13 protein-coding genes and 1 tRNA gene are annotated in these 16188 nt (G+C 53.8%); 12 read left to right on the top strand and 2 right to left on the bottom strand.

All coding sequences use genetic code 11. The features are described 5' to 3' along the window. Window positions 1-84: transfer RNA gene (locus DTL42_RS05235), tRNA-Ser, on the bottom strand. 205 nt (window positions 85-289) lie between these two features. Here DTL42_RS05235 and DTL42_RS05240 point away from each other — a divergent pair. The 3 genes from DTL42_RS05240 (at window position 290) to DTL42_RS05250 (ending at window position 2943) form a co-directional block, all read left to right on the top strand. Beyond that, on the top strand, window positions 290-1645 hold the full coding sequence (locus DTL42_RS05240; protein ID WP_147274170.1) for a hypothetical protein: 1356 nt from the start codon (window positions 290-292) through the stop codon (window positions 1643-1645). Between the two features lie 318 nt (window positions 1646-1963). Beyond that, complete coding sequence (locus DTL42_RS05245; RefSeq protein WP_114367609.1) at window positions 1964-2248, top strand: hypothetical protein; 285 nt, start codon at window positions 1964-1966, stop codon at window positions 2246-2248. Next, a complete protein-coding gene (locus DTL42_RS05250; protein WP_114367610.1) occupies window positions 2245-2943 on the top strand; it encodes a hypothetical protein in 699 nt (232 codons plus the stop codon). The genes DTL42_RS05245 and DTL42_RS05250 overlap by 4 nt, the downstream gene beginning before the upstream one ends. Window positions 2944-3037: 94 nt before the next feature. Here DTL42_RS05250 and DTL42_RS05255 read toward each other — a convergent pair whose 3' ends face one another. Next, on the bottom strand, window positions 3038-3892 hold the full coding sequence (locus DTL42_RS05255) for a porin family protein (protein ID WP_114367611.1): 855 nt from the start codon (window positions 3890-3892) through the stop codon (window positions 3038-3040). A 183-nt stretch (window positions 3893-4075) separates the two neighbouring features. On the opposite strand from DTL42_RS05255, the gene DTL42_RS05260 reads away from it, so the two are divergent. From DTL42_RS05260 to DTL42_RS05300, 9 genes are all read left to right on the top strand, one after another. Further along, entirely contained in the window at window positions 4076-4759 is a 684-nt protein-coding gene (locus DTL42_RS05260; RefSeq protein WP_114367612.1) for a hypothetical protein, read from the top strand. A gap of 197 nt (window positions 4760-4956) precedes the next feature. Then, on the top strand, window positions 4957-6678 hold the full coding sequence (locus DTL42_RS05265; protein ID WP_114367613.1) for a GspE/PulE family protein: 1722 nt from the start codon (window positions 4957-4959) through the stop codon (window positions 6676-6678). A 373-nt stretch (window positions 6679-7051) separates the two neighbouring features. Continuing rightward, on the top strand, window positions 7052-8152 hold the full coding sequence (locus tag DTL42_RS05270) for a type IV pilus twitching motility protein PilT (protein ID WP_114367614.1): 1101 nt from the start codon (window positions 7052-7054) through the stop codon (window positions 8150-8152). A 65-nt stretch (window positions 8153-8217) separates the two neighbouring features. Next, a complete protein-coding gene (locus tag DTL42_RS05275; protein WP_114367615.1) occupies window positions 8218-9939 on the top strand; it encodes a GspE/PulE family protein in 1722 nt (573 codons plus the stop codon). Window positions 9940-10016: 77 nt separating this feature from the next. Then, window positions 10017-11411: a type II secretion system F family protein gene (locus tag DTL42_RS05280; RefSeq protein ID WP_114367616.1), complete on the top strand. Its 1395-nt coding sequence runs from the start codon at window positions 10017-10019 to the stop codon at window positions 11409-11411. A gap of 165 nt (window positions 11412-11576) precedes the next feature. Beyond that, complete coding sequence (locus tag DTL42_RS26690; protein WP_114367617.1) at window positions 11577-12485, top strand: type II secretion system protein; 909 nt, start codon at window positions 11577-11579, stop codon at window positions 12483-12485. A gap of 15 nt (window positions 12486-12500) precedes the next feature. Beyond that, complete coding sequence (locus DTL42_RS05290; protein ID WP_114367618.1) at window positions 12501-13502, top strand: type II secretion system protein; 1002 nt, start codon at window positions 12501-12503, stop codon at window positions 13500-13502. Continuing rightward, window positions 13499-14656 carry a prepilin-type N-terminal cleavage/methylation domain-containing protein gene (locus DTL42_RS05295; protein WP_147274171.1) on the top strand — a complete coding sequence of 386 codons (1158 nt, stop codon included), beginning with the start codon at window positions 13499-13501 and terminating at the stop codon, window positions 14654-14656. The genes DTL42_RS05290 and DTL42_RS05295 overlap by 4 nt, the downstream gene beginning before the upstream one ends. A 3-nt stretch (window positions 14657-14659) precedes the next feature. Next, on the top strand, window positions 14660-16093 hold the full coding sequence (locus tag DTL42_RS05300) for a type IV pilus modification PilV family protein (protein ID WP_114367620.1): 1434 nt from the start codon (window positions 14660-14662) through the stop codon (window positions 16091-16093). Window positions 16094-16188 lie beyond the last annotated feature (95 nt).

The raw sequence follows: 16188 nt of genomic DNA on the forward strand, positions 1-16188 counted from the left end.
CGGAGGCGACAGGACTCGAACCTGCAACCGGCGTAACCGGCGACGGATTTCAAATCCGCTCCCTAACCAATTCGGCTCGCCTCCCTGGTTTGAGTCACCTAGACCGTTAGGCGAAGTGTCTCGAACTTTGGTTTACGCTAACTAGCGACGAGATTTATGTCAACGGGACAGAGCCCACTGGCAACGTTTGTGCGGGGAGTTCGGCCAGATCGAGGGGCAATTTCTCGGTTTTCTGCGCAGCGGTTCAATATTCGCGACGGGAAGGGTAATAACGTTATGATAGAGCCGTGTGAATTCAATCAGCCCTCCCCCAGACGAGCAAGCTACCACGATGTGTTGCCCTCGGCTTATCTCTGTTTTCTGGAAACCTGGTTTCTGGCTGATCGTTCTTGGGCTTGGACTGCTCTGGCCGCTGGACTCGGCATTTGCCCAAGCAACTACGACGAACGCTGTCCCGCCAGCGGCTCAATCTGAGGAAACCTCGGATGCCAAGTTATATACGTCGCCTCAAAGTATCTTGTCCGATTTTTTCGGAAGGCGACGTGCCGGGATGGTGGTTAACGGTTTAGGAGATATTGTCGGAATCACGGCCACCGGCATGTCGCCACTGCTTGTCCTTTCAGTAACTTCCCCGACGGTCTATTTCTTAACCGAGCCTGATCGGCGTGAAGCCCTGATTTTCCTGTACCAACCTTGGTTTTTCATTCCGATTATCTTGATGACGCTGCTTGTGGCGTTGAAAGATACCGTTCTTACATTTGCCAGTTACCTGAAAATGCCTTTGGACCTATTAGGCATCCTGTTCCATTTAATCGGGTTCTTAGTCGGCTTTCGACTCATCTATCAACTGCTCGATATTCACGTCTCTAGTTCTAGCGGCCCACTCTCAGGCACCCTAGCGATCGCGCTGCTGACCTTGATGTTCGCTTTTTATACAAGCATCTGGGTGCTTAGCAACGTGTTTGAAGTGTTGATTCTGATCAATCCGTTTCCGTTGGTCGACACGGTTCTGCGTGTGGGAAGGGTCTTCGTTTTGGTGGTGATGTACGCCGCGTGTTGGGTTCACCCGGTGCTTGGCTTTGTGATCGCGTTACCGATTCTGCTCGTGTCGCTACTAACCTTCGAGCGATCGCTCCGCACGACGCTGCTGGGGTTTCGCTTGGCCTACGATATTGCGTTGTTCCGTCGCGAACCGATCGAACCTCGCCAGACCGAATTTACCGTTTTCTCTTCATTTACCGGCTACCTACCGTGGATGACGCTTGGCAAACTTGTGCAGACCACCGCTGGTTGGGAGTTTCGCTATCGTCGCTTTTTGATCGGACCGACACGCTGTTGCGAAATCCCAGATGGCCCCTACTCGATCGCGCGGGGATCTCTCTTTCCTGGTTTAATGCAACAAGCCGGCAGCGGCATGCAATTGATTGTACGTTTCCCAGCGTCTTATCGCGGAGAAGAAGAGGACTTGGCCCAATGTTTTGGCACATGCGAAGTCCACGACTTTCGTTGGAGCACCTTCGCTTATTCGTTTTGGAGTACTCTCTGGCGATTTACTTTCGGAAGATTCAGTAAGACGCCCCCTGCGGCAGAAAACTCCTTTTCAGCGTCCTCACGGCAGGATGACTGCCTTGCAGATCAAGGATAATGTTGCCACTTTTTTGATCCTTCGAGACTCAAGGCTTTCCGTATAGATTTTCGACAACTAATTGGATTTTTTGCCCGATCTTAATGGCCGACAAATTTCCACTGCACCATTACCAACGTAATGCCGATTACTAAATTCAATACCAAAGAACACCCATCAACAAAGACGGATGGCGATGCCATCTTGTCAAGGCCGTCAAGTACCTGCCCCACTTGACGGCCTTTTTATTGCGCTGCCAGCAAAGTCCCTGTCGTCACCCCCCTGACCTCATGTGGTTAACCGAATTACGAAGCAGGATCGTTTGCGAAGGTGGGAATCATGGTCGATGTTACCAATATCAAAAGTGCCGAGACGCAAGTCGAAGCCAAAAGCCGTTGTGCATCTGGGGGCGGATCACAACGGTTTTTTTTATGCGCCGACGGCAGTGACAGCATTGCCGTCATAAATTTATTCTTCTGGCAAACTTTGCCGATTACGGCAATTTTCTCGATTGCAACGACTTTCCGAACCGATATCCATTTCTGCGTCACGATACCCATCCGCCCTGCGAATCGTTTTCGATTGGCAGTTCGCATGATGTCTGCAGGAAAGATCTCGAAATGATGTCCCGTCATTTAATCCTTGGTTTGTTCACGGTTGCAATGATCGCTGCGGTCGGTTGCCGAACCGTCCCCAGCTGCAACTCTTGCCAGTTCGCCGATGTGACCGCTGAGTCTGGCTGCGGATGCAGCGACTGTGGAAGCACGTGCGGCGAGACTTGCTCTGGCGGTTCGACATGCAAAAAAGACTGCGGCCCCAACTACGACATCTGCCTACCCCGAATTCCCTTTGCCGAAATGCGTCAGCGAATTCGCGATAACCTGACTTGTGGTGGTGGCTGCTCCGACGAAATCTACTGGGGCGAATGGATCTCGGATCCGCCGAAGTGTGATCCGTGCGACTGCTTTGGAAACTATGCCGGCCCACAAGCTGGCCCTTGCCGGCCGGGCCTGCTGGGTATTCGCCGTGGCAATGACTCGTGCAACGGGCTCTGCGATACCGAAGCGGAATGCACCAGTTGTGCCGCCCAAGCCAAGTTCAGAAACAGCGGTTACGTCGAAACAATCCCAGCGGAAGGAACCATCATCTACGATTCCGAGATTCCCCACTCGACAGGCCCTATGAAATCGATGGTGCCCACACCTGCCTCACCTTCCGACGAAGTGTACTACGAGACACAAAGCATCCCTCAACCAAGCTACCCAACTTCGGCTCACGGGGGTCGCCACCCTGCCAAGCTCGGTCGCGGATCGATGTAAACAACAAAACAAGCCAGGGGGGCTTACAAAGAGGTGCGTCCGTTCAATCGGACGTGCCTCTTTTTTTGTTCTTGCAAGCTTAGACCGCTCGGCATCAGCGGAAATAGCTGGGATTCTTTCCACCAAAGCGATACTCGAAGCCCGCAGTAACCGAGAAATTGCTGGCCGACTGAGCATCGGTCCCACCGAAGGTCACGTTGTCGAGCAGCTCAAAGCGAAGTGCGATTCGCTGATGAATGAAATACTTCATGCCCAAACCGAATGGCATCGAAACTTGCGTCTGATCTCGCGTCCGTCCGAATTCGTCATCGTATTGAAAGATAGCCGCCCCTAAACCAAAGGTCGCATAAGGTCGCCAGGTCGAGTCTCCCCAAGGATAAAACTGCATGCTGTAGTCAACCAGGATCAGCTGACTCTTGCCGGAGATCGCCGTGTTGCTGGGATATATGAGTCGCCCTTCCGCGAAGCCGAAGCGAGCTTCCATTCCCCAATAGTGATCAAAGTCGTATCCGAGGCGAACCCCATCAAAAAAGGCAGCAGCCTGGTCGATCTCGCCAGGGATTAAGTTTTGCAACATGATCGTACCGCCAAACACGTCTGCATGGATCGGTCGGTTGCGCCAACTCGTTCCGATCAAGGGCTGACCGAACCCAATATAGCGAGCAGGGTCGTCTGGATTCTTGTGCATCATATCGAAGCGATGCGCGTACTGCCCCCGCCCAAAGCCACCAAACCAATGCTCCGTTGAACCGGGCGTTTCAAAAGATCGCTCTGCCTGAACCTCAACCGTAGGGGCCTGCAACATCGTCTTGGGTAGCGGCTCGATGTCTTCGATATAGGGCTGGCCATCAACCTGGTCTGGCTGCTGCGCCTCGACTAAGCATACGGATAGCGCGACCAGGCAAGCAGCCTGGACCATGGCAATCCAATTCCATTTGGGAAGGTTCATTCACCAACCTCGTGTGGCATCCATGATAGCTATCGAATTTGGGCAGCGGATTATCGAGACGTCTCCGTTGGACGTCAATGCGAATCGCACCGAGTTTCTTGAGACAAAGTTGGTTGATTTTGCAGATTTTGCTACTTTAAGGGCGCACGATGCCTTCGCCACCCCCTTAAAAGGATTGAAACGATGCCCAATCTGACTCGCCTAACCGCCTGGGCTATCTTGCTAGCAGCCCCCACCTTCGCCCTGGCTGACCCAGACTCGAAACAAGAAGGCTCTTCCTTGGGCAGTGCCTGGATGAATAACTCGATGCTCGATGGCGATGCCGCAACTCAAAAGATTCAGCAAGAAGTTGAAAAGCTCCGCCAAGAACTAGGGGCCGAGTTCTCACTCGAGTCAAAAGAACTCGGTATCACTTTCGTCCGAGACGAGAAGGAGCCAGCGGTCAGTCAGCAAAATAGCCTTTCTTCAGCAGATGGCCCCCTAACGACGGTTGATTCCACCGAAATCGATGCCCTGTTGCTAACGATTTGCCAGAAAACTCAAGCACAAGCTCGCCAGCTAGAACAATTGGCAGCCGACGCAGAAACCCGGATGGACTATCCGCTTGCCGATCGCCTGCGAACAATTGCCCAGCAGCAGTGGCAGGCAGCCAGAATGATTCGTAATCCTGTCAACCATACCGAGAACACCTGCAACTCGTGTCTTAGCAATGATTTAGGCAGTTGCATGCAGCCACAGATGTCCTCTTTTCCTCAATCACCAGGCCCCGGCATCCAAGGCCCCGGGCCGGGAATCTTATTCCCCTTTTTCGGCCCAACTTCCCTTTCCCCGAATTACACTCCAGTCTCTCCCCCAACGACCGACTAGCCCCCCAGCGGGTGTATTGGTTGACAGAGGCCCCTAGCTGTAATGATGATAGACTTGGATACCCTTGCGCGCATGGACCTAAAATTCGTGTGCAAAAGGCTTAACGACGTTCCACGCCTCGTGGTAGGCTAGTGGAATGCTTATCTTTTGCTCGATACTTCTCCCTTCCATATATATTCCGCTCGGAGGATGGCGCTTTGGCTGGAACCCTGGGAAATTTTGCGGACATTTTAATTCGTCGTGGGCTCGTTGGGCCGGATCAATTGCGCGAGGCGGAAACCTTAGCCGATGCCAAAGGGATTCCGGTCCCAGAAGCGTTGATTCAATCAGGCTACGTGGCTTCCAACGACGTGATGCGGGCTGTTGCCGAGGAGCATAGCCTCGAGTTCGTCGACCTGACAGAGGTGCGAATCCCCCTTTCAGCGGTAGAACTCGTGCCGGAATCGGTCGCCCGTGAAAACGTCGTGATGCCGATGGCAGAAGACGAAGGTGCCCTTAAGGTGATTATTTCTAATCCCTTAGATCTGGAAACCATCGACAAATTGCGATTCATTTTGAACCGCAAGATCGAAATCGCCCTGGCCCCGCGAGAAAACATCACCGAAGCGATTAACCATTATTATGGTCAGCAGGAAGGTGAATCTGCGGATACGATGCTGCAAGAATTCACCGATACGGCGATCGATTTCACCGACACCATGGAACAAGACACCATGACGATGGCCGGTGACGAGAGTATCGACGAAACCAGCGCGCCGGTGGTGCGGCTGGTGCAGATGATGATCAGCGAAGCAGTCCAACTGCGTGCGTCAGATATCCATATCGAGCCCTTTGAAGATCGCGTGCGGATTCGCTACCGTATCGACGGCCGACTGATCGAACGAGACAGCCCCCCCAGACGTATGCTAGGTGCGATCCTCTCCCGCCTCAAGATTTTGGGGGGTATCGACATCTCGGAACGGCGTCGTTGCCAGGACGGTCGTATCAAGGCCGACGTCGGCACCAAGACGATCGACCTACGTGTGAGTGTGATCCCGACCAACCATGGTCAGTCGATCGTCATGCGTATTCTGGATAAAGACAGTATCAAGGTGGGAATTCGCCAACTGGGGCTGTCGGATAACAACTTCGTCAAGTTCAACAATCTGCTGCGTCGTCCCAACGGTATTATCCTGGTGACCGGGCCAACCGGTTCCGGCAAAACAACCACTCTCTACGCCGCCCTGAACGAACTGAACCGCCCCGACACCAAGATTATCACGGCGGAAGACCCGGTCGAGTACTACCTTCCGGGGATCAACCAGACCCAAGTCCGGCACAGCATTGGGCTCGATTTTGCCAAAATCATTAAGGCCATGTTACGCCAAGCCCCCAATATCATCCTCGTGGGTGAAATGCGCGATACTGAAACAGCATCGATGGGGATTCAGGCCTCACTTACTGGACACTTGGTTTTCAGTACACTACATACGAACGATGCGCCCGGTGCCATTACACGTTTGATCGACATGGGTGTTCCCTCTTACCTGGTTTCTAGTACAATTATTGGTGTGCTAGCCCAGCGTTTGGTCCGGGTGATTTGCGAGAAGTGCAAAGCCCCCACCAAGCCCAGCAAAGAGATTTTAGAGTCCGCCGGCATCACGCCAGAAATGGCCGAACAGGCCACGTTCATGAAAGGGCGTGGCTGTGGTAACTGCCAGCGTAGTGGTTACCGTGGTCGTATGGGTATTTTTGAGTTAATGCCTATGAACTCGAAACTTAGAGAGTTAGCGTTCCAGGGGGCAGCGACTCAGGAAATCCGCAAAGGGGCGGTCGCCACGGGGATGGATACCTTGTTCGACGACGGGCTCAAGAAGGCCATGATGGGTAAGACAACCCTGGAAGAAGTCTTCCGCGTCGCCAAGGTTGTGGAGAAGTAATTCGACAGGCCAGCGACTGGCTTCAAATCGACTTCAACTCCTCTGCACCCAAATTAAGATAAAACAAGCGTTTACGCGTTATGACACCGTAAACGCAACAAAACTCCCTCAAAACTTGAGTCTACGGTCGCAGATGCCAACAATTCTGCTATCGGGACAGCTTATCCAACGCTTTTCAAAACTAATTCATCAGCAATTCACCAACTAGTCTGCACACACGAGAACTTCTGCTGGGCCTAGGCAGCCGCAATAGAAGTTAGACAGCTCAAGCAGACTGGCCGGAATAAAGAGGCTGGACTTTCCTGCAAGGTTGGGCAAACACGCAAGGATGCCCCCTGGAAGCGGTAAGTTCAAATCGTCGTAAAGGAAACCAATGGCCACGATTCTGATCGACAAATTGTTGCAAGCCGCCGTGAAGCAAGGCGCGAGCGATATCCACATTACTGTGGGTCAGCCCCCGGTGTTTCGCTTGCACGGTCGGATGCGTCAATTAGACACCAAACAACTTGAACCAGATGACACCGTTTCGCTGATGAAAAGCATCACGCCGGAACGTTGCCAGCGGGAACTTCAAGAAACCGGTGGGTCTGACTTTGGTTTTGCTTTTTCTGACTTAGCCCGTTTCCGTGTGTCCGTTTTTCGGCAACGTGGGAACATTTCGATGGTGCTGCGGCAGATTCCTAACGACATGCTCACGCCAGAGCAGTTGGGCCTACCAGCCAAAGTGCTGGAACTTTGCCACCGCCCACGTGGCTTGTTCCTGGTGACTGGGCCGACCGGTTCCGGAAAAAGTACCACGCTCGCCAGTGTGATCAATCACCTGAACGAGACGATCGACCACCATATTATCACCATTGAAGACCCCATCGAATTCTTCCATTATCACAAGAAGTCGACGGTTAACCAGCGTGAAATTGGGGTTGATGTTCCCTCGTTCTCCGAAGCGATTCGTCGTGCGTTGCGTCAAGACCCGGACGTGATCCTGGTGGGTGAAATGCGTGACTTGGAAACGATCGAAGCCGCTATTTCTGCGGCAGAAACCGGGCACGTGGTGTTCGGCACCCTGCATACCAACAGCGCCTCTGGCACCGTCGACCGTATCATCGACGTGTTCCCCAGTGGCCAGCAAGATCAGATTCGGACCCAGTTGGGTGCGGCGTTGCTGGGCGTTTTAGCTCAAACGCTGGTCCCCAAAATCGGGGGCGGACGTGTGGCAGCCTACGAACTGCTAAACGTTACCTCAGGTATCGCGAACCTGATTCGCGAAAACAAGACATTCCGTATTCCATCGATGATTCAAACCGGCTCGAAGCACGGGATGATTTTGATGGACGACTCCCTATTCAACCATTGGCGGGCCGAACGCATCACCATGGAAGATGCCCTGGCCAAAGCCCAAAACCCGAACGACTTGGCAAAACGCATCGCCGACGCGCGACGTGGTATTGTCGAAGATAGAACCGATGTGGCCTAAAACGCCTCGTTTCTTCTCTTCACGTTTCCTTATCTCCACTACCTGACCGACAACGAGACAGCTTCATGGCAGTTCGCCGACTTGGACAGATTCTGGTCGACCTTGGTTTCATCAGCGATGAACAATTGATTTTGTTGCTGGAAGAGCAAGAAGCCCAGGCCGAACACCAGCCGCTTGGCAAGATTGCGGAAGACATGAACCTGGTCACTGATGATCAGCTTGCTACGGCCTTGGCCGAGCAGTTGAACATGCAGGTGATTAGCCTCGACGATGTCTCGATTGCCCCGGACTTGTTGGTACGCATTACCGAGCCGATGGCCCAGTTGTACAAGGTCATTCCCGTCTCGTACGAGGAAGACAACAACCGCCTGACGTTGGCCACGTGCGAACCGCAAAACCTGTCCACGCAAGACGAATTGCGACAGTTCCTGGGATACGATATTCGCTTGGTGGTCGCCACTGAACGCGACATCATGAAAACCCTCGAACGCTACTACTCGGAAGATTCCGAGAGCTTCGAAGGGCTCGTGCGTGACCTGGAAGGGGACAACGACCTGGCCCAAGCCGCAGCAGCCCTGGCAGGGGACGGGCCGATCGACATTACCGATGCCGAAGCGCTCGCCGATAGTGCTCCGGTTCGCAAACTGTTGAACATGGTGTTGCTGATGGCCATTAAGGACCATGCCAGCGACATCCACTTCGAGCCGTTTGAAGAAGAGTTCCGTATCCGCATTAAAGCGGACGGCGTTCTCTTTGAAATGGTTCCCCCGCCGCGTCACTTGGCGTTTGCAATTACCACACGTATCAAAGTGATGGCCAATCTCGATATCGCCGAACGGCGCATGCCGCAAGACGGACGTATCGAATTGACCGTCGGTGGTCACCCGGTCGATCTTCGTGTGAGCGTGCTGCCAACCATGTTTGGCGAAAGCGTCGTTATGCGGTTGTTAGACCGTAGCGTCGTGTCGCTTGATATCGAAAAAGTCGGCATGGACGACAACATCCTGAAACAGTTCCGCAGTGTCATGCACAAGCCCAATGGAATTGTGCTGGTGACCGGGCCGACAGGGTCGGGCAAGACAACGACTCTGTACTCCGCCCTCAGCGAACTCAACTCCGTCACCGAAAAAGTGATTACCACCGAAGACCCCGTCGAGTACGACATCGAAGGGCTGATTCAAATCCCCATCGATACCGATATTGGCAACACGTTTGCCAACTGCTTGCGGGCCATTCTGCGGCAAGATCCCGACATCATCCTTGTCGGTGAGATTCGAGATTTAGAGACCGGTGAAATCGCCATTCAAGCGTCCCTTACCGGGCACTTGGTGTTCAGCACGCTTCACACGAACGATGCTCCGGCGACCATCACACGTCTCAAAGACATGGGCATCCCCACGTTTATGATTACCGCGACCGTCGAAGCCATTTTGGCCCAACGATTGGTCCGCCGCGTTTGCAGCCAATGCCGCCAGGAACACGAACCATCCAAAGATACCCTCTTCCTCTTAGACATGAAGCAGGAAGACCTGGGCGGTCGCAAGTTCTTTAAAGGGGCTGGCTGCGACCACTGTAACGGTACCGGATACAAAGGCCGTATTGGCCTGTTTGAACTGATGATCATGAACGACGACTTGCGTCAGATGATCATGCAAAACACCTCGACCGACGAACTGCGGGAGAAAGCCAAAGAATTTGGCATGGTTCCGCTGCGCGACTCTGGCATGGCTTTGGCCTACGAAGGCCTAACCACGCTCGACGAAGTGCTTCGCGAGACGGTCGAATAAAACCAATTCAATTCCCTGCTGGCCAGCAGCCCAACCAATCCATTTATTGACCCTACTTACAAGAGCCGGACGTAGCCATGCCAACCTATCAATTTGAAGCGATGGACGCTCAAGGTCAGGAGATCCGCGACGTCATCGAGGCCCCCACCGAAGACGAAGCACAAGCTACCATCCGGCAGATGGGCTACTTCGTCACCCGCATCAACGAGCAAAAGTCGCGGGAGAAGAAGGGGGACAAGAAGGCCGGTAAGAAACGTGGGTTCACCATCGGTGGTGTCAGCCACCGGCAGTTAACCACGTTTACCCGTCAGTTGGCCATCTTGCAGAATGCTGGTCTGCCGATTCTTCGTAGCCTGAAAATTCTCGAACAACAATCCAAGCCGGGGCGGCTGAAGAACTCGCTGATGGATGTCTGCGAAGACATCGAATCAGGGGCTGGCCTTTCCGAAGCAATGGCCAAGTGCCCTAAGTGCTTCAACCGCCTCTACGTCAACATGATCCGGGCCGGTGAGGCGGGCGGTGCGTTGGAAGTCATTCTGATGCGTCTGGCCGACTTCATGGAACGCGATGCCGACCTTCGCCGCAAGGTGCAAGGGGCGATGATCTATCCGTGCGTCGTGATCACGGTGGCCGTCGGTATTTTGACCTTCATCATGATCAAAATCGTGCCAACGTTCCGCCAGATTTTCGAGGACTTCGGGCTCGATCTGCCGCCGGTTACCGAACTGCTAATCACCATCAGCAACGGCGTGGTCAACTACTGGTACTGTATCCCGCTGATTCCGGTGGCGGTCTTCCTGTTCGTCAAGCTCTTAAGAAAATTCAAGCATGGACGCATGGGCTGGGACTTGTTCTTTTTGAACCTGCCCATTTTCGGTGGGCTAACGGAAAAGAACGTTTTGGCTCGTACGACACGTACCCTCGGCACGTTGATCTCGTCTGGCGTGCCCATTTTGGAATGCTTGAACATCGCCCGCGATACCAGCGGTAACGCCATGTTCGAGCGGATGTACCACAACGTGGCGGAATCGGTGAAAGAAGGTGAATCGATCTTCAAACCGATGGAAGAAAACTGTCGGGCTCCCTTCCATCCGATTTCCCTTTTCCTCTGGATCCTATTTCCAGCGGCGCCGTTTGTCTCATTCTTCTTCATTCCCGCGATGCAGCCGTTTGCCGTTCAGGCGGTTGCCGTGATTGGTGCCTTGGGTGCCGGTTGGTACTTCCTGACGCTACGACGACGCATGGTGGAATTGTTTGTGACCAACATGATCGACGTGGGGGAAGAGACGGGTGAACTCGACACCATGCTGTACAAGGTGGCCGACACCTACGACGAAGACGTCAAGGTGCTCACCGACTCGCTCACCAAGATTATGGAGCCGCTTTTGATCGTGTTCCTCGGCTTTTCTGTCGGGTTCATCGTCATCGCGTTGTTCCTCCCGCTGGTCGACCTGATTCAGAACCTGAGTTAACGGTTGCCACGCGATAAGACTCGGCGTTCCCTATTCAGGGGCTTTGGGGAACGCCTCGTTGAGGAAATCGAAATCTTGAACTCCTTCAGCCAGGCCGGTGCAAATGCGCCTGTCCTTTCACCAACATATTGGCGAAGCAACGCTTCGCACCAGGAAAGGTCTACCATGACATCCCGAATCCGCGCATCCCATCGTGGCTTTACACTGGTTGAATTGCTGGTCGTAATCGCCATCATCGGCATCCTGTCCGGCCTGGCTCTGGTGGGCATTTCCCGGGCCCGCACCAGCGTCCTTAATTCTTCGATGAAGTTCGAGACTGGCCAAATTTCCCAAGCTCTCGAATTATATAAAGAAAAGCACGGGGCCTTACCGCCCGATGGGAACACGGCCGTCACTACCGATGCGACGAAACGTGCGACGGCTTTTAGTCGACATCTGAATAAGATGTTTCCGCAGCGGAACCCGAGTTTAGATACCCCCACCACGACAAACATGTCAAACCTGGCCAACAGCTATAACCTGGTAAACCCCAGCCCAACTTCAGCGACCCCTTATCAACTATCAGATATCGATCCTTCCGAAGGGTTTGTCCTGTGCTTGATGGGCTTCAGCCCGAACGTGGAACAGCCTCTCACCGGCACCGGCGAGCGGACCCCCTTGTTTCAGTTCGATCAAACCCGTCTGGTCGATCCCGATGGCGATGGCTGGTGGTCGTACAAGGCTCGGTATTGTGAGTCGGAATATGTTTACTTCAATGCCAACACCTACACCGATGGTTCCTCGGTGGTGGCCAGTTTCACCCCGAACATCGCTTCCGGCACGGCCCGTCCGTACGGCATGATCCTCAACAACAACCCGGTTTGGGCTTCCCCCAAAACATTCCAACTGATGCTTGCCGGTTTAGACGACAGCTTCGGCGACGGTTTTTCCAAAACCGACCAAATGAAGATTTATCCAAGCGGCGTGCAAGACACAACCAACGCTCCGACGAGCATTAATTACTCGCTGCAAGACATGGACAACATTGTCAGCTTCGGTCAGGCCAGCACCCTCGAATCGGATACCGACCTCTAAAGGGAAGGATTTTTCATGTATAGCAAGGCACGACAATACGGATGCTCCCCGCTCCGGCCAGCATTTACCCTGGTAGAACTGCTGGTCGTGATGGGCGTGCTGGCGCTGATGTCCAGCATGGTACTGGTCGGCCTGGCCTCCGCTGCGGAACAGGCCCGCGTCGCCCGAACACGCGGCCAAATCCAAAAGATCCACGAACTGCTTATGACCCGGTGGGATGACTACCGTTACCGCCGCGTTGAACCGAGCAAAACGGGGAATGTACGTGATCGGCAAAGAGCACGCGTCGATAAGATTCGCGAACTAATGCGAATGGAAATGCCTTGCCGACTTGAGGACATCCAATATGGAAGTGGCACTAATGGAGCCGTTAGCGGGAATGAGCCAGCGCTTTGGAATCGTTATCAGCGTGCGGTGAACACGCGGGCAGGTGGCATTGGAAGCTGGACGACAAGTTTTGATGACTCCGAATGTCTCTATATGATCCTTGAATCCATTCAGGATGGGGAGACCAATGGCCTCGATTACTTTAAGGCATCCGAAATTGGCGATACCGATGGCGATGGCATGTCTGAGATCCTAGATGCTTGGGGAACTCCAATTCGCTTCCTACGCTGGGCACCAGGATATGCTGGCGTTCGTTCTAATCTTCACCGCAACGATCAACCCGATCCGTTCGATCCGCTGAATGTCCGAGATGGCAAGCTAACCGATAGTTCAGGTAATTACCTTCATTTTCCACTGTATCCATTGGTAGTCAGCGCGGGCCCAGATCAGGCGTTAGACATCGTTCTCCGATTTACGGGCTCTAGCGCCATGAAGGGTACTGTTGTTCCTAGCACAAACTACCCGGTTCCGAACAATCCATACGTTAGCCTTGCCAGTGCGGATGCCACAGGGTCACAACTTGCAGGACTGCAATTCGGAACAGAAGGCGATGCAAACGGCAACGGTGTTGACGAATACTACGACAACATTTCCAACCATGCACTCGTAATCTCGGGGAACGCAAATTGAGTACTCATAAGCGAAATCACCGCGAGACACGTCACGGCATGACCATTGTGGAATTGCTGGTCGTGATGGGCATTTTAGTGGTACTGATGGGCATCGCGGCCACGGCTGTAAAGACCGGTACGCGCGGCAAAAAGCAACGCGAAGCGGCCCGTCAGGTCAACTCGTACATCGCCAGTGCCCAAGCCCGCGCGATGCAGTTAGGGCGTCCGGCTGGTATCGAAATTGTGCGGAACGTTAGCGATAGCAGCGGCGACGGTATCATCACCTTCGCGGACGATACCGGCGTTAGCAACTCGTCGTTGCTGATGTATACCTTAGAGACACCTCCTCCTTACGCAGGCGACGAATTGAACTCGCGGCTTGATGTTTCCAATTCAAGCGGCACGGTTACTTTGTCTGACCCGAACGCACGGTACGCTTCGGCCACAGGGCTTCTTACCGCCAACCAAATGGTGGAAATACGCCTAGACTATCGCGGGCCTCGCTACACAGCCACGGTAAGCCAGGTTTCTCCTTTGCAACTTCAATTCACCCTACCGGCCAACGATCAAACGATTTTTCCATCGCACGGCAAGGTTGCCTGTCAGATCTTTTTACCGCCCCAACGCAGCAGCGCCACACCGCTGCAATTGCCTTCGGATATGTGTATCGATTTGACTTGTTCCGGAGTGGGCAACACCGGCAACCAGTTTGCCAATTGGAACAGCGGTGTCCATAACTCCGTTCGTTTCACATTTAGCCCCAAGGGGAATGTCGATAAGGTTTCGACCGTTAACGGCACTTGGGGACGCCCTGGCGGCAACATTCATTTGCTGGTCGGCAAATACGACCATGCCGTCGACACGATTGCCGTCATGCAAACTGAAAACATCGACGAAACCAACTCCATGACATTTCCTGGGTTGAACTACCTCGATTACATCAACCCAGCTGACCCCAAGCTTGAAACCAACTTGGCCGATGGGACTTCGATGTGGGTTTCGGTTAATCACCTGACCGGGCAAATCACCACGACTCGCAACAAGCTGATCACCAACACTTTCCTGACAGGGTCTGTTTTTACGTCGGCCAGCGATAAAAACGCCGCCCTTCTAGCCGAAACTCGCGACTTTGCTCGTAGCGGCTTGATCATCAAGGGACAGGGAGACGAATAGTCTATGCTCGTAACCAAGCACTACCAACCGCTGTCCAGCTCGCGCCGCCGTCGTGGTATCACACTGATTGAAGTGATGATGTCGACGATGGTCGTCAGCCTGGGCATCCTCGGCCTGGCCTCGCTGATTCCGCTCGGCACGCATTTAACCAACCGAGGCACCCTGGCCGATCGCGTCGCGATCCTAGGCGAACGCGCTTTTCATGAAGCCAAAGCCCGACGCTACTTCGATCCTTCGCGCTGGATCAACGGCACCACAGGGGGCACACCTTCCTCCGTGGCCGCTACGACCGGAGGCAACTCGCCGTTGCCACTCCGCCAGCCTTACCTGATCGATCCCATGTTCTTCGGCGCGAACGGCACGCATGCTTCGCGACGTTTGTTTCCCTACAACGAAGAGTTTTCGTTTGGCGATACAATGCAACAAGCGGAAACCAACGTAAGCAACAACAACCAGAAAGCGGTTCAAATGCTGCGTCTGAGCGTGAACACCACGCCTGGCAGCACCTCTTCGCTGTCGCTTCCTCAAGCGAAGGTCGCCTTTCAATCGGACGACGACCTCGCTTACGAACGCCCCAGCGATGGCGAACAGCCAGGCTTCCAAACGTTCTTCAATCGCACAGCCGCTGCGGATACCAACGGGCCGAACTATTACGGCGATGTCAAACGCCAGGCCGCCGGAGAATATTCGTGGATGATCATGTTAACCCCGGAACCGTTCGACCTGAGCAACGTTTCGGCATTGACTTCTTCCGCATTAACGGCGAATGAAGCCCGCTGGATGCAGCCACCGATCAACATTGCCGTAGATGCCTCCGGAAATACCGTCAACTTGAACGGAACCAACAGCCCACGTTTCGACAACGAGTTGTTTCCCACGCTCAAAAACGCCGCGACCGACGAATACACCGCGCACGTCATCATCATGAAAAATCGTCAGGGTACGATTCCGACAGGAGACGTTTCCACGATTACGGCGACCAGTGATCCAGAGTACCAATCGAACGAGCGCATGGTCAGAGTCAGTGACTTTCTCGCTTCAGGTGGCTACTCAACCGGAGAGGTCGAATTAAGCCAAAAAGGGGGCACCCTGGAAGATGCCGAGAAACGTGTCTTGAAGCTATCCAACGGCGATTGGATTTGCTTGGCTCGTCGCATGACGAATACACCTACGAACAGCACCACCAGCTTCCCTCGTGGCGACGTTTATCAGTGGTACCGGGTGGTGATGGTGGATGACATTGTAGACACCTCTGGTAGTGGGACGGGGCCATTTACTCGGCGCATCACGATTAACGGGCCAGACTGGCCCGTTGACACGACCTCGAATGCATCCATTACTGCCACGCAGCCCACCCACGCCATCATCGTGGAAGGGGTTGTGGGGGTGTACAGCAAACGTGTCCGTCTCGAATCGAAATCACTCTGGAGCCCTTAAGCTTCAGCCTTATCAGCGACTTTTCCTTTAGAACAGAAGCCAAACCTGCCGCGTGAATCAACGCACCGCAGGCACTATAAAGCCAACACACCAAC

Source organism: Bremerella cremea (assembly GCF_003335505.1).
Lineage (GTDB): Bacteria > Planctomycetota > Planctomycetia > Pirellulales > Pirellulaceae > Bremerella > Bremerella cremea_A.